17 protein-coding genes and 1 other RNA gene are annotated in these 19,542 nt (G+C 36.5%); 7 read left to right on the top strand and 11 right to left on the bottom strand.

The genetic code is table 11. The features are described 5' to 3' along the window. Positions 1 to 13 precede the first annotated feature (13 nt). From gcvT to ACNARN_RS08535, 5 genes are all read right to left on the bottom strand, one after another. A complete protein-coding gene (gcvT, locus tag ACNARN_RS08555; protein ID WP_196570298.1) occupies positions 14 to 1,108 on the bottom strand; it encodes a glycine cleavage system aminomethyltransferase GcvT in 1,095 nt (364 codons plus the stop codon). A 414-nt stretch (positions 1,109 to 1,522) separates the two neighbouring features. Further along, entirely contained in the window at positions 1,523 to 2,758 is a 1,236-nt protein-coding gene (ubiI, locus tag ACNARN_RS08550; protein WP_109371080.1) for an FAD-dependent 2-octaprenylphenol hydroxylase, read from the bottom strand. Positions 2,759 to 2,827: 69 nt separating this feature from the next. After that, positions 2,828 to 4,000 (bottom strand): 2-octaprenyl-6-methoxyphenyl hydroxylase, encoded by a 1,173-nt coding sequence (ubiH, locus tag ACNARN_RS08545; RefSeq protein WP_416304344.1) that lies wholly within the window; start codon positions 3,998 to 4,000, stop codon positions 2,828 to 2,830. 13 nt (positions 4,001 to 4,013) lie between these two features. After that, positions 4,014 to 5,324, bottom strand: coding sequence for a Xaa-Pro aminopeptidase (gene pepP, locus ACNARN_RS08540; protein WP_198629867.1), 1,311 nt, complete (start codon positions 5,322 to 5,324; stop codon positions 4,014 to 4,016). 51 nt (positions 5,325 to 5,375) lie between these two features. Beyond that, positions 5,376 to 5,954: a YecA family protein gene (locus tag ACNARN_RS08535; RefSeq protein WP_416304343.1), complete on the bottom strand. Its 579-nt coding sequence runs from the start codon at positions 5,952 to 5,954 to the stop codon at positions 5,376 to 5,378. 176 nt (positions 5,955 to 6,130) lie between these two features. Between ACNARN_RS08535 and zapA the strand changes: the two genes are divergently transcribed. From zapA to ACNARN_RS08505, 6 genes are all read left to right on the top strand, one after another. Next, entirely contained in the window at positions 6,131 to 6,460 is a 330-nt protein-coding gene (gene zapA / locus ACNARN_RS08530; RefSeq protein WP_023581530.1) for a cell division protein ZapA, read from the top strand. A 109-nt stretch (positions 6,461 to 6,569) separates the two neighbouring features. Further along, positions 6,570 to 6,753: non-coding RNA, 6S RNA (gene ssrS, locus ACNARN_RS08525), on the top strand. A gap of 172 nt (positions 6,754 to 6,925) precedes the next feature. Next, positions 6,926 to 7,519, top strand: coding sequence for a 5-formyltetrahydrofolate cyclo-ligase (locus tag ACNARN_RS08520; protein ID WP_198632513.1), 594 nt, complete (start codon positions 6,926 to 6,928; stop codon positions 7,517 to 7,519). Between the two features lie 559 nt (positions 7,520 to 8,078). Next, the gene (locus ACNARN_RS08515; RefSeq protein WP_416304342.1) at positions 8,079 to 9,698 is read left to right on the top strand and encodes a peptidase domain-containing ABC transporter; all 1,620 of its coding nucleotides are present in this window, start codon (positions 8,079 to 8,081) and stop codon (positions 9,696 to 9,698) included. A 2-nt stretch (positions 9,699 to 9,700) separates the two neighbouring features. Then, positions 9,701 to 11,062, top strand: a complete 1,362-nt coding sequence (locus ACNARN_RS08510) for an HlyD family type I secretion periplasmic adaptor subunit (protein WP_198620807.1) — start codon at positions 9,701 to 9,703, stop codon at positions 11,060 to 11,062. A 16-nt stretch (positions 11,063 to 11,078) separates the two neighbouring features. Next, positions 11,079 to 13,190, top strand: coding sequence for a type I secretion system permease/ATPase (locus tag ACNARN_RS08505; protein ID WP_416304341.1), 2,112 nt, complete (start codon positions 11,079 to 11,081; stop codon positions 13,188 to 13,190). 72 nt (positions 13,191 to 13,262) lie between these two features. Here ACNARN_RS08505 and serA read toward each other — a convergent pair whose 3' ends face one another. Beyond that, positions 13,263 to 14,513 carry a phosphoglycerate dehydrogenase gene (serA, locus tag ACNARN_RS08500; protein ID WP_198620809.1) on the bottom strand — a complete coding sequence of 417 codons (1,251 nt, stop codon included), beginning with the start codon at positions 14,511 to 14,513 and terminating at the stop codon, positions 13,263 to 13,265. A 272-nt stretch (positions 14,514 to 14,785) separates the two neighbouring features. Beyond that, on the bottom strand, positions 14,786 to 15,442 hold the full coding sequence (rpiA, locus tag ACNARN_RS08495) for a ribose-5-phosphate isomerase RpiA (protein WP_072063358.1): 657 nt from the start codon (positions 15,440 to 15,442) through the stop codon (positions 14,786 to 14,788). Positions 15,443 to 15,602: 160 nt separating this feature from the next. Here rpiA and ACNARN_RS08490 point away from each other — a divergent pair, with 160 nt between their 5' ends. Next, on the top strand, positions 15,603 to 16,502 hold the full coding sequence (locus tag ACNARN_RS08490) for a LysR family transcriptional regulator ArgP (protein ID WP_088494952.1): 900 nt from the start codon (positions 15,603 to 15,605) through the stop codon (positions 16,500 to 16,502). Between the two features lie 72 nt (positions 16,503 to 16,574). Here ACNARN_RS08490 and ACNARN_RS08485 read toward each other — a convergent pair whose 3' ends face one another. The 4 genes from ACNARN_RS08485 to ACNARN_RS08470 all read right to left on the bottom strand — a co-directional run bounded on the left by ACNARN_RS08485 (position 16,575) and on the right by ACNARN_RS08470 (position 19,506). Then, on the bottom strand, positions 16,575 to 17,309 hold the full coding sequence (locus ACNARN_RS08485) for an oxidative stress defense protein (RefSeq protein WP_198620811.1): 735 nt from the start codon (positions 17,307 to 17,309) through the stop codon (positions 16,575 to 16,577). An 84-nt stretch (positions 17,310 to 17,393) separates the two neighbouring features. Further along, positions 17,394 to 18,017: an arginine exporter ArgO gene (gene argO / locus ACNARN_RS08480; protein ID WP_198620812.1), complete on the bottom strand. Its 624-nt coding sequence runs from the start codon at positions 18,015 to 18,017 to the stop codon at positions 17,394 to 17,396. 164 nt (positions 18,018 to 18,181) lie between these two features. Further along, entirely contained in the window at positions 18,182 to 19,042 is an 861-nt protein-coding gene (mscS, locus tag ACNARN_RS08475; protein WP_109371100.1) for a small-conductance mechanosensitive channel MscS, read from the bottom strand. A gap of 92 nt (positions 19,043 to 19,134) precedes the next feature. Further along, positions 19,135 to 19,506 carry a YacL family protein gene (locus tag ACNARN_RS08470; protein ID WP_198620814.1) on the bottom strand — a complete coding sequence of 124 codons (372 nt, stop codon included), beginning with the start codon at positions 19,504 to 19,506 and terminating at the stop codon, positions 19,135 to 19,137. Between the last annotated feature and the right edge of the window lie 36 nt (positions 19,507 to 19,542).

Raw genomic sequence — 19,542 nt, 5'->3', positions numbered from 1 at the left:
ATAATTGTACGTGTTATACCAATGCTTTACCTGAACGAACAAAACCAGGTTTTACCACTTCTACTGGCATCTCACGATTACGCATTAATACAATTGCGCTATCTTTTATACCTGCTGGAACTCTTGCTAATGCAATACTAAAGCCTAATGTAGGCGAAAAAGTACCACTTGTAATAATACCTTCTCTTAACTCGCCTAAATCATCAGTAAAGTGTACGGCAGTGCCAGCACGTAACACACCTTTCTCTCGCATTACAAGACCAACAAGTTTATCTGTGCCTGTTGCGCGTAATTTTTCTAATGCTTCTCTACCAATAAATTGACGATCTTCTGGTGCCCATGCAATCGTCCATCCCATATTTGCTTCAAGTGGATTAATCGTTTCATCCATCTCTTGGCTATAGAGGTTCATTCCCGCTTCTAGGCGTAATGTGTCTCTTGCACCTAATCCTGCGGGTTTAACTCCCACAGCTAATAATTTTTTCCAAAAATCGACTGCTTGCTCTTTTGGCATTGCGATTTCATAGCCAGCTTCACCGGTATAGCCCGTTGTCGCAATAAACAAGTCTCCAAGCTCTACACCATAGAAAGGCTTCATGGCAGAAACGACTTGGCGTTGCGCTTCGCTTAATAAGCTTTGTACTTTCTCTTGTGCATGAGGACCTTGAACAGCGATTAATGCTAAGTCGTCACGAACAGTGATATCAACCACATAATCTGAAGCATGTTGTTCAATCCACGCGAGATCTTTTTCACGAGTGGCAGAATTCACAACGAGACGATAGAAAGAGTCATCAAAGTAATAGACGATAAGATCATCAATTACACCACCTGATGCATTTAGCATACCGGTATAAAGCGCCTTACCTTTTTCGGTGAGTTTAGCGATATCATTCGCTAATAAATAACGTAGAAAATCTTTAACTTGTGAGCCATGTAAGTCAACAATGGTCATATGAGAAACATCAAACATACCTGCATCACGACGTACAATATGATGTTCATCTATTTGGGAGCCATAATGCAAAGGCATCATCCAACCATGAAAATCGACCATACGAGCACCGCAGGCTACGTGCTCATCATACAACGGAGTCTGTTTTGCCATTCTTCCCTCTTTCTACTTTTACTTTAGATTATTCAGAGAACGTAATTTGTTAAATATAAAATTAAACTTGATTTGAAATCATAGTGTTAATCTCAAACTTAAGTTTATTTTTAAACATTGATTTAACAAATACGAGCAATTAACGTACAACGCAAACGATACCATCCCCTTGAACTTAGCATTGTGAGAAAAAATAAACCATAAGTTAAAATAGGGTATTGTGTCTTTTAATCATAATGTAGACATATGGGTATGCAGAACTAATGATTGCAATTATGCGTATCAGCGCTCATTTTTAGCGAGGAATTACTGAAAAAAGGGAATTAGTGCAAAGAATAGACTGAAAAAATAGATTTTTTTAGTTCTATTTCTTCAGTCAGATATAAATAAAAGTAATGTGAAATAAGAGAGAAATTAGATTTTTTCAACTGAAGTGAAATTTTTATTACTTAACCATTCAGGTAAATCAGAAAGTCCCATTGCTTGCTCAAGTAACTTAGGTTTTACCCCCGGTAAACTATCCGCTAACGAAAGACCGATATCTCGAACCAGTTTTTTAACGGGGTTATTGCCAGCAAAAAGTTCACGAAATCCTTGCATACTTGCCAACATCACCGCGGCTGCATGTTTGCGGCGGCGTTCAAATCGTCTCAAATAGAGATATTCACCAAAATCTTTACCTTCAGCTTTTAAACGGCGAATTTCACCAATTAACTCTGCAACATCCATAAAACCAAGGTTAACACCTTGTCCAGCTAAAGGGTGGATAGTATGAGCAGCATCGCCTAATAACGCTAAGCGAGGAGCGGCAAATTGGCGAGCATAACGACCTGTTAATGGTATGGTCATGCGATCACTTATTAATTCACATTGACCTAAACGCATATCAAAGGTCACACCCAATGTGCGCTCAAATAAGCTTTTTTCTGCGCTTTTATAACGTTCAGCAAGGTTGCTTGGTAAAGACCAAACAATAGAACAAGTATGAGGATCAGAAAGAGGCAGAAATGCCAAAATACCTTCGCCATGAAAAACTTGGCGCGCAACATTTTCATGAGGTTGTTCGGTACGAATAGTGGCAACTAATGCGTGATGTTCATAGTCCCAAAACGTCAGTGGAATATCAGCATGTTTACGTAGCCATGAATTAGCACCATCAGCGCCCACAACAAGTCTTGCGGTTAACATTTCGCCATCATTAAGGGTAATGAAAGCATCGTTTTCCCCCCACACTACACGCTCAATTTGCGTTGATGAATAGAAGGTAATATCACTATGGCTTTCACATTTTTGCCAAAGCACTTCACGAATAAGGTTATTTTCGATAATAGAGCCTAAGTGGCTGAATCCTTCTTTTTGTGCTGAAAACTCAATACGGCCAAAGCTATCTTGATCCCAAACTTCCATACCTTGATAAGGTGCTGTTCGTAATGCTTGCAAATTTTCCCAAACACCTAATTTTTTCAGCAGCATTTCACTGGCTGTATTAATAGCAGATACGCGTAATGAAAAATCATCTTGTGGGTGAAAAAGCGTCGTTACTGGGTGATTTTCTATTATCGCTATACGTAATCCACACCCGTGTAATCCGCTGGCTAATGCAAGCCCAACCATTCCACCACCAGCAATAACAACATCAAATGATTTCATAATAAAAGTATCCTAAAAAGCGACTATATTTAATTCGAATAAAAATTGACCATCAAAGATCAACACGCTCTAGTCTGTCCAGCCAAGTGTTTGATGCGCCAATTTATCTCTCATCATTGGGAGTAATTCCATCGTCATTAGCCCTAAGTTGCGAGAAACAATCAGTGGCACACAACGATTTGCAAACACTTTCACCAACCCATCAGTAATAGAGATTGTTTTTTCTCTATCTTGTTGGCGAAGTTGTTGATATTGAGAGAGTACTCGATAACTACCAATATCAGTATTGGCATTAATCGCTTGGGTGATCGTATTGGCAAGTGCCATAACATCACGTAAACCAAGGTTAAAACCTTGTCCTGCAATAGGATGAAGTGTTTGCGAGGCATTTCCAACTAACGCTAAACGATGACCAATAATTTGATTAGCTTTTTGTAGCGCTAAAGGGTAGCAATTTCGCTTACCAATATGCTCTATCTTTCCTAAACGCCAGCCAAAGTCACGCTGTAAATGCGCGATAGTTGTTTCATCATCCCACAGTGAAACTTCATCCAATTTTTCAATAGGATGACACCATACTAATGAGCTACGCCCTTCACTCATTGGTAACATGGCTAATGGACCAAACTCCGTAAAACGCTCAAAAGCTTTGCCTTGAGGATCAATTTCTGTTTTGACATTAGCGATCACAGCCACTTGATGATAAGGCTCTCGTTGCCATTGAATATGGCACTGGTGACCAATAGGTGAATGAGTACCATCAGCAGCAATCAGTAAATCACCCGATAATTGCGTACCATCATCAAGTGTTACCTCAACAGAATCGATATTACGTTGAACTTGTTCAACTTTAGCAGGGCAATAAAGCGTGATATTAGATTGTTTTTTTAACTTAGCAAAAAGCTGACGCCCAGCATCATGCAATTCAATAACATAACCCAGTGCTAAGATATCATAGTCTTGTGCATGAATATTAACAAAACCACAATGACCTTTATCAGAGACATGAACATGATTAATGGGAGTGACAAAAGGTTTTAATGTTGACCAAAGCCCGATTTGCTCTAACCGTTTCGCTGTTCCATGTGCTAATGCGATCGCTCTTGCATCAAACCCAGGGTGCCCATTGTCAGGCTCTCTTGCTTCAATTAACGAAATTGAAATCTTACCTTTATTTAATGCAGAGAGTGCAAGTGCTAATGTCGCACCTGCCATTCCACCACCCACAATAATCACATTCATGCTGATTTTAGCCTTAAATTTTTCCTGCCATCAGAGCTTCAATTTCATCAGGATCTTTAACGACAGATGCCGTTAAATTCTCATTGCCTGTTTCCGTGATAACAATGTCATCTTCAATGCGAATACCAATGCCACGATACTCTTGTGGCACATCTGCATCTGGCGCAATGTAAAGTCCCGGTTCAATGGTCAGTACCATGCCAGGTTCTAAAATGCGGTCACGCTCCGTGCCATAATGTCCAACATCATGAACATCAAGACCTAGCCAATGGCTTAAGCTATGCATAAAGAAACGCTGATAGGCTTTTGTCTCAATAAGATGCTCGATTTCACCGTGCATAATGCCCAGTTTAACCAGTCCTTCGACCATGATATACACGACATGCTCAGTGACTTCTTTGATACTTGTACCAGGTTTGTACAATTCCAAAGAAACATTGATGGATTTTAAGACTATGTCATAAATTTCACGTTGTTGACGGCTAAATTTACCATTAACAGGGAAAGTACGGGTGATATCACCGGCATAACCTTCATATTCACAGCCTGCATCAATAAGAACTAAATCCCCATCACGCATTTTGGTTTCGTTTTCGGTGTAGTGCAAAATACAACCATTTTCACCACTGCCGACAATACTATTATACGAAGGGAAACGCGCACCATGAGAGGTAAACTCATGTTCAATCTCACCTTGAAGTTGATATTCATACATACCCGGCTGACATTTTTGCATCGCACGCGTATGTGCTAATGCGGTAATTTTTCCAGCTTTACGCAGTAATTCAAGTTCAAAATCAGATTTAAATAGGCGTTGCTCATGAACAATTGGACGCCAATCAATGATAGTTTGTGGTGCTTTTAAGTTACGGCGAGAACCTTTTCTTAAGGTTTCTAATGCACCAAAGACTATCTCATCAGCAAACGCATATTCACCTTGAGCATGATAAACAACATCTAACCCGTTTAATAATTGGTACAGTTGCTCACCAACATCTTCATAAGGTAGCGCCTTATCAACACCTAATTTTTCAGGTGCAGCTTCTTGTCCAAGGCGACGACCAAACCAAATTTCAGCGGTTAAATCTCTAACGCGATTAAAAAGCACACTGTGATTATGTGTTTCATCACTTTTAATCAGCACAAGAATAGCTTCAGGCTCGCTGAAACCAGTTAGATAAAGGAAATCACTATGTTGGCGATAAGGATACTCACTATCGGCATTACGTTGCGCTGGTGGTGCGGCAAAAAAGATAGCTGCACTCGCAGGCTTCATTTGAGCTAATAATGCCTGACGACGGGATAAAAATTCTTGCTTATTCATACCCACTCCTGTCTTTCATTTATCTTTATGGTTATCTAATTAATGATGAAATTAATGTAGTACACGTTGCTCATTTTTTTTGTCATTTCCTTTGTCTTTTGGAGCGACAAAAGTGATATAACAAAGTTGAACGGATACTTTTACATATTCACTGACTTCTTCAAGTGCATCTTCAAGTTCTTCTTGGTTTTCGTCTTCTTCGTAACCTAGCGCACCAATATTACGCAAATCAGTAATCACTTCGGTCAATTCTTTATGATCAGACAACTTAGGTTGAGCAACACCCAGACCTAAAAGAAAATGATTAACCCATCCCGCAAGGGCATCGGCTCTTAGAAAAACAGATTCAGATTCGTCAGGCACTAACATAGAGAAGTTGAACACACTGTCATCGAGCTGTTCATAGGTGAGGTGATAAAGCTCTTCAAGTGGATCTGATAACGTTTTAGGAAAAGCTAAACCCTCATTAGTCAAATCGTGTAATAAGGTTTTCCAACTGTTATCGCGCACTGCACCGCAAATAAATCCTGTAATCAAACCATGCATTTCAGCCGCGGTTAAAGGTACTGTATGTTGCTGTAATAATGCATCAATAGTTTGATAATTCGGTAATGTGTTCTGTTTTGACATAAGAATAAACGTCGCATTTAGGGGAATAGTTCAAGATATGCTACCATCAATAGAAGTCGCTGTACCAGTTAAGCCATGTTAATCATTGGAATTTTTGCAGTAATAGCGTTTAATACAGCGTTATAACCGTATACACTACTAAACACGTAGCACAGATTTTATGTCAGGAAGGAATCATGTCCGCACAACCCGTTGATCTTCAAATTTTTGGGCGCTCATTACGTGTCAATTGCCCACCAGAACAAAGAGATGCTTTACTGGCTTCTGCTGCTGAACTGGAACAACGATTACAAGATCTCAAAGAACGCAGTGGTGTTTCCAACACAGAGCACTTAATTTTTATCGTGGCATTAAATATGAGTCATGAGTTGGCAGAAGAAAAGTTAAAAACCAGAGACTATGCCTACAACATGGAAGAGAAGATAAAAATGCTACAACAATCCATTGAACAAGCTTTACACGATCAAGGCAAGCATCATGATCGCACTTTTTCAACTGCGAAGTAGATTTGTTCAGAAAGCACGCGTACACCACGAAATTCACAGATAATAGGTTGCTTTCTACAATTAAAATAATACAATAGTTCATAGATAAGGTGTTTAACACACCCACCAAATTTCTCTGAGATGTTTGCCAGCGGGCCAGTCCCCTGAGCCGATATTCGAAACACATAGAACGTGGTGATCTGTTGCTTGTGAGCATACCCGATTCGTTCAGGCAGCCTAATGGCAGCAACACTATGTTCACCTTGGACCATGGGTTCAAGGGTTACAGCTTGCGGCGGCATCTTGGAGACCTCCATTTAAGTTCTAAACACTGAGTATTTTATAAATGCTTAATGTTTAGAACTTTTTTTATACCCTTTTCCCTTACCCAATCTTGGCTTTTCTCTTTTTTACCTCTAAAGTGTAATAAATTGATGTTAATGATACTTCATCATTAACACTAACGACTTACTGATGGGTTGATGAATGATAGAAGCCTCACTTTTTCAGCAAAGAGATGAAATACGCAAGTCTATCCGCCAAAAGAGACGTTTACTCACTCAAGAGCAACAGCAGGACGCTGCGCTAAAACTATGCGAGCAAGTTCTTACTCACCCTAAAATCAAACAAGCGCAGACGATTGCACTGTTTCTTTCTTTTGATGGTGAAATTGATACATCACCTTTGATCTCCCAGCTATGGGCATTAAATAAACAAGTTTGCTTACCTGTATTGCATCCCTTTCATCGCCATCACCTCCTTTTTTTACGCTACACACCTTCTACTACATTAGTAAAAAATCGCTTTAATATTTCAGAGCCGCCTTTAAATGTGAATGCGGTGATCCCTCTTTCTAATATCGATATTATTTTTACCCCACTTGTCGCATTTGATGAACAAGGTCAACGATTAGGTATGGGGGGGGGTTTTTACGATAGAACACTAGAAAACTGGCAACAAAAATCATTTTACCCAATGGGATTAGCGCATACTTGCCAACAAGTTGCTCACCTTCCTAGTGCGAATTGGGATGTACCATTACCTGAAATTATTACGCCAGAAAAGATCTGGCATTTTTAGCTTTTTATTAGTGCTAGATTAAAATTAATGATTATCATCTGTGTTTTTTTATATTTTTGATAAAAAAAATAATATTAAATACCTTTTTATATTTTCAGCTATACAAAAGGTATTTTATTGTCATGGATAATAAAACAAAAAGTCACATAATAAAAAGCATTAGTATTATTATCAATCTAACTAAAAAGAGAAAAATAGAAATAAAAAAAGATTCTACTATAAACTCATTAGAAACTGAATATCAATTTAAACTAAAAAAAACAAAAAATCATTTATTTTAAAAAAAATAGAACATCACATTATTTTTTTAGATAATAAAAACAATACATTTATATTATTAAAAAAAAATAAAAATACATATCTTATTTATAATATACAAACAGATAAAACAGAAAACCTAAGTCAAAGCCAATTCAATTCATTAAACATCTCACAATGCTATTATCTCTGTTTTAAAGAAAACCCATTTTTTAGTCTCTCATGGTTTTTTACAGTAATAAAGAAATACAAACTTATCTTTATAAATATTTTATTTTACTCACTCATTCTCCAATTATTAATGCTCACATCGCCTTTTATAATACAAATTATTATGGATAAAGTGATTATCCATCAGGCTCTATCAACACTAGATGTTTTAATTATTGGATTGATTTTTATTGCTATTCTAGAAGGAACACTAAAAGGAATTCGAGAATATATTTATCAGCATACAGCAAATAAAATTGATATAACGTTAAGTCTAAAACTCGCCCAACATTTATTTAGACTTCCTATCGGCTATTTTAAATCACGTCAAACAGGTGCCATTGTGGCTCGAATAAAAGAATTAGATATTATTCGAGAATTTATAACAAAAACGCTGTTACTGTTATTTGTTGATTCTTCTTTTATTTTTTTATTTATATTTGCAATGGCAATATTATCGCTAAAGCTAACATTAATATTTATTTCGACAATTCCTCTTTATCTTATTTTAGCTAAATTAATTGCCCCAAAAATAGAATTTGCAGTTCAGCATCTTTATCAAAAAGTTGCAGTCAATACAGCCTTTCTTACTGAAAGCTTAGGTGGTATTGAGACAATTAAAAGCCTTTCTCTTGAACCAAGGTTTACACAACAATGGTATACACAAATTCATAAACTAACAGGTGAAAACGAAAAACTTCAAAATATTGATAATTTATCTCGCTTTATTGTGTCATTCATAAATAAAACAACAGTTGCACTACTCTTATGGGTAGGGGCTTGTGAAGTTATTTCGCTCTCAATGACAATAGGTCAGCTTATTGCTTTTACGATGCTACTTGGCTATTGCTTACAACCTTTAGCGACAGCTATTGATGTTTGGGGAAAATATATCAAAACAAAAACAGCAATCTACAACTTACAAGATATACTTAACCTTCCTAAAGAACAAAATAGTTCAATATTAGAAACAAATATTAAAGGGAAAATTACCTTTGATAATGTCAGTTTTCATTATCAAAATCATACGCCTGCTATTTTAAATAATATTTCATTACATATAAAAAGACATGAAATTATTGGTGTTGTTGGAACATCAGGATCAGGAAAAAGTACTTTAGCACGCATGATCTCAGGTCTTTATATTCCACAATCAGGTCATATCGCACTTGATAATATTCCTCTTTCACAACTTAATTTAAATAGAGTACGCCAGCAAATAGGTATTATTCTACAACAAAATTTTTTATTTAATCTCAGTGTGTTTGATAATATCCGACTCACTCGACAAAATGCCTCTTTAGAAGACGTTATTTACGTAGCAAAACTAACGGGCGCTCATGAATTTATTTTAAAACTACCATTAGGTTATGACACTATTATTGCAGAGGGAGGACAATCCTTATCAGGAGGACAACGCCAACGTATTGCGATTGCAAGAGCCTTATTATCTTCGCCTAAAATTTTAATCTTTGATGAAGCCACCAGCGCATTAGATGATGAATCTCAGGCTATTATCCAAGAGCACCTTCCTCTTATTGCAAAAGAGAGAACCGTTATCATTATTGCTCATCGGCTTTCAACGGTGAGAACTTGCCATCGTATTATTGTGTTGGAAAAAGGCAACCTTATTGAAGAAGGAACACATAAGGAATTAATTGCAAAAAATAGCCACTACAAAAAACTTTGGCAACGTCAACAAGGATGTTGAGTATGAACCTAAATATAAAATCTGCACTTTCTAAAGTATTTCAGCGTAAGAAAAAGAATATTAATTATGATTTCTACCCTAATCATATTGCACTTATTGAAAAACCTTTAACGCCATATAGTCGTTATATTGCATCAATTATTTCATTCAGTGTTATCGCTTTTCTTATGTGGGCTTATTTAGGTAAATTAAATGTGCAATCATCTGCAACAGGTAAACTTATTGTTGCAGGGCATTCTCAAGTTATTCAAATTTATGAGCATAGCCGCCTTGCTGTCCTTCATGTAAAAGAGGGACAAAAAGTAAATCAAGGTGATGCATTATTAACACTCGATATACTGGGTGTTGATGAGGAAGTTAAGGGAATACAGAAAAAAATAGATAGTCTGCTGTTACTTAAACTTCGTTATCAAGCATTAAGCCAAGAAACATCTCCACAAAAACTTTATCATTTTAATAAATTAGATGAAAAAACAAAAAAATCTATTCTTATCAGTTACCAAAAAGAAAAAGATGAATTTGAAAGTAATATAAATTTAATTGATGCCGAAATCGAGGTGAATAATAAAAATCAAACCATGATCCATAATGAACTATTATCATTAAATATATTAAAAGAAAATATTAAACAACGTTTTATTCTTAAGGAAAAGCTCTTTATAAAAAAAATAATTAGCCAAATGGAATATTTAGAAAATGAAAAAGAATTATTAGAAATAAACCGAGTCATTACAATTAAGAATGCTGAATATCAACTTATTAAGAGTCAAGAGAAAAAACTAAATGAAAATTTAGATCAGTTAGAGAAACAGAAAAAATTAGAATGGCATGATAAATATAAACAGTATGAAAGTGAACTATTAATTTATAGCCAAAATCTTAATCATGCCCAAAAACGACAACAGCTAAAAATCGTCCGTTCTCCCGTTACAGGTACTGTACAACAAATCACAAATTACACACTTGGCAGTATCTTACAGCCATCACAACAAGTGATGACGATAATTCCTGATAATCAGCACAATATAGCAGAAGTTAATATTCTCAATAAAGATATTGGTTTTATTCATGTAGGGCAAAAAGCAATGATAAAAATAGATGCTTTTCCTTACACTCGTTATGGCACCTTAGAAGGAAATATAACCAATATCGCCAGAGATTCCGTTCAACATGAGCAGCTAGGTTTAGTTTATCCCGCAAAAATTGAACTAAATACGCAAATGATAGAAAGCAATAATCAACAATATAACCTTGCTCCTGGGATGTCTTTAGTCGCTGAAATTATTATCGATAGACGTCGTGTTATTGACTATTTCTTAAGCCCAATAGAAGTTTACCGTCATAACGCACTAACAGAAAAATAATAAGGTGCTTAATATCATGAACAATATTAATTTAGAGAAAGAAAAAAAATATCACTCATCAATTATTGATGGACTAATTTATTTTTCAAAAACACAAAGTGGAAAGATAAAAAAAGAGCAAGTTATTCATTTCCTGGGTAAAGAAGATCATCTTAATAAGTGGGATATTCTTGAAGCCATTCAACTTTTGGAATTAAAAGGTGATTTCTGCTTATTCGATTATAATGAGCATCTTATTATCGATACCCTTATAGAAATAAATGATTCTTGGTATATTTTAAAAAAAACAAAAGAAAAAACATTAATTATTATAAATCCTACAAATAATATAAAAACCGAACATGTCATTGATAAAGAAAAAAAGCTTAATACATTACAACTTATTGCTAAAGAGCCCTCTGCATCATTATCAAAATTTAATCTAAATTGGTTTATTCCTTCTATACTAAAGCAGAAAAAATCATTATTCCTGTTTTTTATTTTATCTTGTTGCATTCAACTCTTTGCTTTAGTGAATCCCATTATTTTTGAAAAATTTATCGATACCGTTTTAACGGGGAGAAATTTATCTAATTTACATCTATTTGGCTGTCTATTCGTCTTAATTGCTATCACGGAACCCATATATCTTTTTTTGCGAGATAAGTTATATGTATTTATATCTTGTCAATTAAGTGCTGAATTTTCAGGAAAAGCGTATCAACATCTCATCCGCTTACCGAGTCATTTTTTTACTCAACGCCCATCTGGACAAATCATTGCTCGTATACAAGAGCTTTCACATATCAGACAATTTATTACTGGTTCAGCATTGATGATGGTCCTTGATCTTATTTTTATTGCTGTGTTTATCTTTGTGATGTTTATTTATTCATCAACCTTAACGTGGATAACATTAAGTTCTTTAGTTCTTTATTTTATATTTTGGCTTATTCTAGGACCTATCATTCGTTATTGGGTAAAGCAAGAATATCAAACCAACGCAGATAATATTAGTCTACTGACAGAAGCGATAAATGGCATAGAAACCATTAAAGTGACGGCGACAGAAAATCATTTTATAGAAAAGTGGCAATACAAGTTGACCGATCACATTAATAAACGTTTTTCAGGTGCTAAAAAAGCGTTATTCGCTCAGCAATTTATTTTTATTATTCATAAGATCACTACTGCAATTATTTTATGGCAAGGCGTCAATTTCATTATTAATGCACAAATGACCGTAGGTGAACTTATCGCGTTTAATTTATTTGCCGCCCATATTACACAACCTATTTTACGTTTAGCGCAATGTTGGCAAGATTTTCAACAAACATCCATTTCTTTGCGCCGTATTGGTGATATTTTAAGTAATCCCACAGAACACCAATACCAAGGATTAGCTACCGTTCCTAAAATAACAGGGAGCATTACTTTTTCAAATGTCTATTTTCGTTACACAGACAAGACACCTGATGTTATTGAGTCACTTTCTTTATCTATTCCAGCAGGGAAATTTATTGGTATTACAGGGCGTTCTGGCTCAGGAAAAAGTACTCTTACTCGCTTAATTCAACGTTTCTATACGCCCCAACAAGGAAAAATTTATATTGATGGCATGGATTTAGCTATCGCTGATCCTTTATCTCTACGCCAAAGCATGAGTATCGTTTTACAAGAGAGCTTTTTATTTAGTGGCTCTATTTTTGAAAATATTCGTTTATCAAAACCGAATGCGAGTGAAGAAGAAATAACAGAAGCGGCTCGACTTGCTGGCGCTTTAGATTTTATTAATCAACTTCCTTTAGGATTTAATACACAAGTAGGAGAAAGAGGTTCTAATTTATCAGGCGGGCAACGCCAGCGTATTGCACTTGCTAGAGCCTTATTAACTAATCCACGTATTCTTATTTTAGATGAAGCAACATCTGCATTAGACTATGAGTCTGAAGCACAAATTTTAGCGAATTTACCTCAGATTTGTAAAAACAGAACCGTAATTAGTATTGCGCACCGTCTTAATACATTAGCGCATTCAGATTATATTTATGTAATAGATAAAGGGCAGGTATTAGAAGAAGGCTCTCACTCTCATTTATTAGAAAACCAAGCACTCTATTACCAATTATGGCAGCAACAAATTCAATAAATAAAGATTAAAAGATACAAAAAAGGCTCGATATTTCGAGCCTTCAATATATTACGAATAATTTATTAATAATTAGTAAAGCATACGAGCGCGGATTGTTCCCGGTAATGCTTTGAGTTTTTGTAACACTAACTCAGCTTGAGCTTTCGTTTGTGTTGTAATATCGATCACAACATAACCTACGTTACCTGACGTACGTAAATATTGCGCGGCTACGTTGATATTTTCTTCAGTAAACACTTTATTGATGCTATTCATCATACCTGGGCGGTTTTCATGAATATGCAGTAAACGGTTTACATCGTCGCCGTGGCTTGGCAGTGATACTTCTGGGAAATTAACAGCAGATAATGTAGAGCCGTTATCTGAATATTTCGCTAATTTACCCGCAACTTCATAGCCAATGTTTTCTTGCGCTTCTTGAGTTGAACCACCGATATGTGGTGTTAATATCACATTGTCGAACTTGATAAGTTCAGAAACAAACGGATCGTTAGGATCGTTATTTGCACCCGGCTCTGATGGGAATACGTCAACCGCAGCACCAGATAAATGTTTTGATTCTAACGCTTGAGCCAATGCAGGAATATCAACCACCGTACCACGAGAAGCGTTGACAAGAATTGCTCCCGGCTTCATACGCTGAATTTCTTCATGTCCAATCATATTCTTGGTTGATGGTGTTTCTGGCACATGTAAGCTGACAATGTCACACATATTCAACAGTTCAGAGAGATGACGAATTTGCGTTGCATTACCTAATGGCAGTTTGTTTTCAATATCATAGAAATAAACATCTAAACCCACACTTTCGGCTAAAATACCTAATTGTGTGCCAATGTGACCATAACCAATAATACCCAGTTTTTTACCTCGTGCTTCAAAACAGCCTTTGGCTTGTTTATCCCAAACACCACGATGAGCTTTCGCATTGGCTTCAGGAATACGACGCAGTAATAACAGTAATTCGCCAAGCACCATCTCAGCCACGGAACGGGTGTTTGAGAAAGGTGCGTTGAAAACAGGAATACCACGACGGGCAGCAGCCTCTAAATCAACCTGATTGGTACCAATACAAAAGCATCCCACTGCAACTAATTTTTCAGCCGCAGCAAAAATCTCTTCTGTTAAATGAGTGCGGGAACGAAGACCAACAAAACGTGCATCACGGATAGCTTCTTTTAATTCTTCGTCCGATAATGCGCCTTTGTGATATTCAATATTGGTATAACCCGCAGCTCTTAAATTTTCTACTGCACTTTGGTGCACACCTTCAAGGAGTAGAAACTTTATTTTTTCTTTTTCCAAAGATACTTTGACCATTTACCCTGCCCTATCGTTATTACATTTAATGAAAAACAAAATCCTGTCTCAACAACATAACAAAAATAGATTTTGTGGCAATACAACCGATTGCTGTGATGACAGAATAAGCGGTAAAGAAAGCGATTTTCTACCGAGTAAAATGATTTTGACTTTGAAAATGGCAGGATTTTAAAGAGAGATATAACTGTCGTGTGATATATATCACTGAATTTGCAGTTTCTAAAATAATTTAAAAAATAGGTAGCCATCGCTACCTATCTTAAAAAGAATTACTTAATGGTTTTCACACCTTCAGAGGTACCCATTAAAACAACATTCGCACCACGGTTAGCAAATAATCCTACGGTTACAACACCTGGAATACTGTTAATTTTGTTTTCCAGTTCAATAGGATTAAGAATAGTTAAGTTATGAACGTCTAAAATAACGTTACCGTTATCCGTTACCACATTTTCACGATATTCAGGTAAACCACCCAGTTTGACCAATTCACGAGCAACATAAGAGCGCGCCATTGGAATGACTTCTACTGGTAGTGGGAATTTACCTAATACGTCGACTTGTTTAGATTCATCAACAATACAGATAAATGTTTTCGCTACACCTGCGATAATTTTTTCACGGGTTAATGCTGCTCCGCCACCTTTGATCATTTGCATGTGATGGTTAATTTCATCAGCACCATCAACATAAATGTCTAAAGAGTCAACTTCATTACAATCAAAAACAGGAATGCCGTAACTTTTTAATTTTGCAGTTGATGCTTCTGAACTTGAAACTGTGCCTTCGATTTGACCTTTCATTGTTGCTAATGCATCAATAAAGTGAGAAGCCGTAGAGCCAGTACCGACACCCACAATCGTGCCTGGTTTTACATATTCAAGCGCCGCCCAACCTACTGCTTTTTTCAATTCATCCTGAGTCATTTAAAAAACCTTATTTATCACGTTAATGGACTAAGAATAGCATATTGCATTCAAAACTAGCACGAGACACATCAAAAACTGAGAAGCAACATTTTAACTCATTACAACGAAAAATATGGCATAGTAAGCAATAGAATATAAAATCGAAGAGAGTCTGTTAATGAAACGCCCTGATTATCGAGCATTACAAGCCCTTGATGCCGTCATTCGAGAACGTGGCTTTGAAAGAGCCGCGCAAAAGTTATGTATTACACAATCTGCCGTTTCACAGCGTATCAAACAATTAGAAAACTTATTCGGGCAACCGCTATTAGTCAGAACTGTTCCACCTCAACCCACTGAGCAAGGACAAAAATTATTAGCGCTATTGCATCAAGTAGAATTACTTGAAGAACAATGGTTAGGTGATGAAAATAGCGGTTCTACGCCTCTTTTACTCTCTTTGGCGGTGAATGCTGACAGTTTAGCAACATGGTTATTGCCTGCTTTACATCCCGTCTTAACGCAACTGCCTATTCGTCTCAATATTCAAGTAGAAGATGAAACTCGTACTCAAGAACGATTAAGACGAGGCGAAGTGGTTGGTGCAATCAGTATTCAGCCACAAGCACTACCAAGTTGCCTTGTCGATCAATTAGGCGCTCTCGATTACCTATTCGTTGCTTCTCCTGACTTTGCTCAACGCTACTTTTCCAATGGCGTAACAAAATCTTCGTTATTAAAAGCGCCAGCAGTCGCATTTGACCATCTTGATGATATGCATCAGGCATTTTTACAACAAAATTTCGGCTTATCACCTGGTAGTGTGCCGTGTCATATCGTGAACTCATCTGAAGCCTTTGTGCAATTAGCTAAACAAGGTTCAACCTGTTGTATGATCCCTCATCTGCAAATTGCTAATGAACTAAAAAGCGGAGAGTTGGTTGATTTAACTCCTGGGCTTTGCCAGCGACGTATGCTTTATTGGCACCGATTTGCGCCAGAAAGTAGAACTATGAGAAAAGTGACAGACGCACTCATTGATTTTGGCCGTAAAGTTTTAAAACAGGATGAAGAGTAATACGCTATTTTATCTTATTAACACAAAAAATAGGCTTCATATTGAAGCCTATTTATTTTTATCGCCACATGATTATTTAGTGCGTTTTAATTCAAAAACCACATCAACATAATCTTTAAACTCGATGCTTTGCTGTTCATAGGTTTCTTGCACAGCAGCAGGTGCTTGTGCTTTTAATGCCATTGCATCCATACGCACTTGTGCGATTGGATAAGGTGTGGCTTCTGGCGCACGATAGCTCACGCTATAAACAGCACCTAAATCTGCACCGAAACCTTTTGCTACTGACGTTGCTTGATCAATTGCATTTTTAATCGCAACTTCTCGTGCTTTTGTTTTGTATTGTTCTGGATTATTGACACCAAATTCAACGTTATTAATCTCATTTAAACCAGCTGCTAATGCGCCATCAAGCAACGTATTAAGCTGTTCTAATTTCTTAATTTTAACATTAACAGTACGTGTTGCGGTATAACCATTAATCACTGAACGCTCTGCTTTTTTATCGTACTCATAATTTGGTTGAGTACGGATATTAGCAGCATCAATATCTTCTTTAACAACACCATTTTCTTTTAAGAAGGCAAAATATTTTGCAACACGCTCATCAACTTGTTTCTTAGCCTGAGCTGCATCTTTTGCTCTTTCGTTAACCTGAATATTTAATGTTGCCATATCAGGAGCGGCTTTAATTGTCGCATTACCCGATGTTGTGATATGAGGCCCTTCTGGCTCAGACGCCGCTAATGCAAAAGAAGGTAATCCCAGCATAAACACGGATGCTAATACAATTGCTTTTAATTTCACAAAAACCCCCGACATAATAAAATTTAAGACCATCTTTTATGGCTAAGAAGAACCTTAGCATATCTGATGTAAAGTTCTTTAAGATTAAAAGAGTGTTTTCCATCCTTGTGCAGCTAATTGAATAGCAATAAACCACATTATACATCCTACAAACAGATTAATAATACGTTGAGCGCGCGCTTTGCTTAATATTGGAGAAAACCAAGCTGCTAAGAGCGATAACGCAAAAAACCAGCTTATAGAGGCAAATACCGCACCAAATGTAAACCAAGGACGAAGTTCTGACGTTAATTGCCCGCCAATACTACCTATCACAACAAAAGTATCTAAATAAACATGAGGATTAAGCCATGTTACGGCAACTAATGTTACGATCACACGCCAACGGCTTTTTACCTGATTTTCGCTTTGTGACAATTCAATATCTTTTGAAAAAGCAGTTTTAAATGCATTCCAGCCATACCATAATAAGAACGCGACTCCACCCCAAGTGATCAGTAATAAAAGTATTTCTGATTGGCTAAGTAGGGCACTTCCACCAAAGACACCTGCCGAGATCAAAATAACATCACTTAAAGCGCATAAAAATGCACTCATCAAATGAAACTGTTTTTTACTTCCTTGTTGTAAAACAAAGGCATTCTGAGCCCCTATTGGTAAAATCATTGCTGCACTTAATAAGAACCCCTGAAAAAAAGTTGTGAACATGCAAAATATCCTAATAATTATTCGTTTAATATTGGATGAATAATAGAGGGGTTTTGATATTAGAGGAAATGAATCATTCTTATTGATAATAAGAAAAACTAATGGCAATAAATACAAAAAAGCCACGTTATTAACGTGGCTCTAAATCATCTATTTTAGTGTGACTATTCTGCTTTAGTCGTCGCACTTTGTATTTGATGCATATAGACATCCATTTGTGGGAATGGAATACCAATTTTATTCGCATCCAATGTGCGTTTAAAGTCTTCCATTAAGTCCCAATAGACAGGCCACGCATCATCATTTTTTGTCCACACTCGTACCACAAAATTTAATGAAGACGGTGCCATTTCATGTAAACGGATAGTCACGCCTTTATCATGTTGAATACGTTTGTCTTTAGCAACGACATCACCTAATACTTTTTTTACCGTATCAATGTCAGCATCATACGCTACACCAACAATGATTTGAGTACGGCGATCAGGCTCTCGCGTTAAGTTAATCACTTCGCTACTGATTATCTTACTATTTGGGATAACAATAATTCTGTCATCGGCTGAGCGCAAAGTCGTTGAGAAAATTTGGACATCTCTAACGGTACCTTCCACAGCCCCTATAATCACATATTCGCCTGCACGAATTGGGCGGAAAATAACAATAAGCACACCAGCAGCAAAGTTTGAAAGTGAGCCTTGTAAAGCTAAACCAACCGCTAAACCAGCCGCACCTAATACAGCAATAACAGAAGCCGTTTGTACACCTAATCGGCCTAATACTGCAATTAAAGTGAAAGCGACAACAGTGTAACGCACTAAAACAGATAAGAATGTCACGACAGTAGCATCGATATGACGTAACGTTAAAACTCTAGCAACACCTTTTCCAATCATTTTTGCCACAAATAAACCTATAAATAGGATCAAAAATGCGGCAACAATATTGACTGCATACTGAATAAAGAGATCTTGATTGGCGACAAACCAACCTGTTGCTTCATCTAAACTAGCAGGTAATTCATTCATTAGACCACCTTTTAAACTTAAAAACGTAATAAAAAGAAGAGTAATTCAATAGTATATTGTGGCAGATTTATTCCAAAAATATATAGGATTTGTTAATTTTTTCTATTTTCCAGAATAAATAACCGGTATTTTTGTAGCATAGTAGCGAAATCATCTAGCCCACAAAAAGCAATACTCTCGTTATCGTAATAACTCATGCCCTCTTCCATTTCATCTGTTTCAAAATGTAATGTATTCGCTCTTATCATCACTTCTTCGTCATCAATAGAAAGGCTGTATTCTTTACCGATTAATTCCCACTGTCTTTCACTACCTTTAATACCTTCCATTTCTTCAAGAATTTGATCTATCAGACTAATATCGCCCTGAATTTCATCATTCAGCCAATAGCCTATTGCTTCATGATCCATCGAAAAACGGGCTAGTATACCGCCAGTGAGATCTCGCTGAAATTCATAATCCATGGTGTACGCCCCTTATTAAGCTGCTACTTTTTGATA

This window comes from Proteus sp. TSJ240517, assembly GCF_047921575.1.
Taxonomy (GTDB): domain Bacteria; phylum Pseudomonadota; class Gammaproteobacteria; order Enterobacterales; family Enterobacteriaceae; genus Proteus.
Note: the sequence above shows the minus strand (reverse complement) of the source record. Positions and strands in the feature narration are given on the sequence as shown.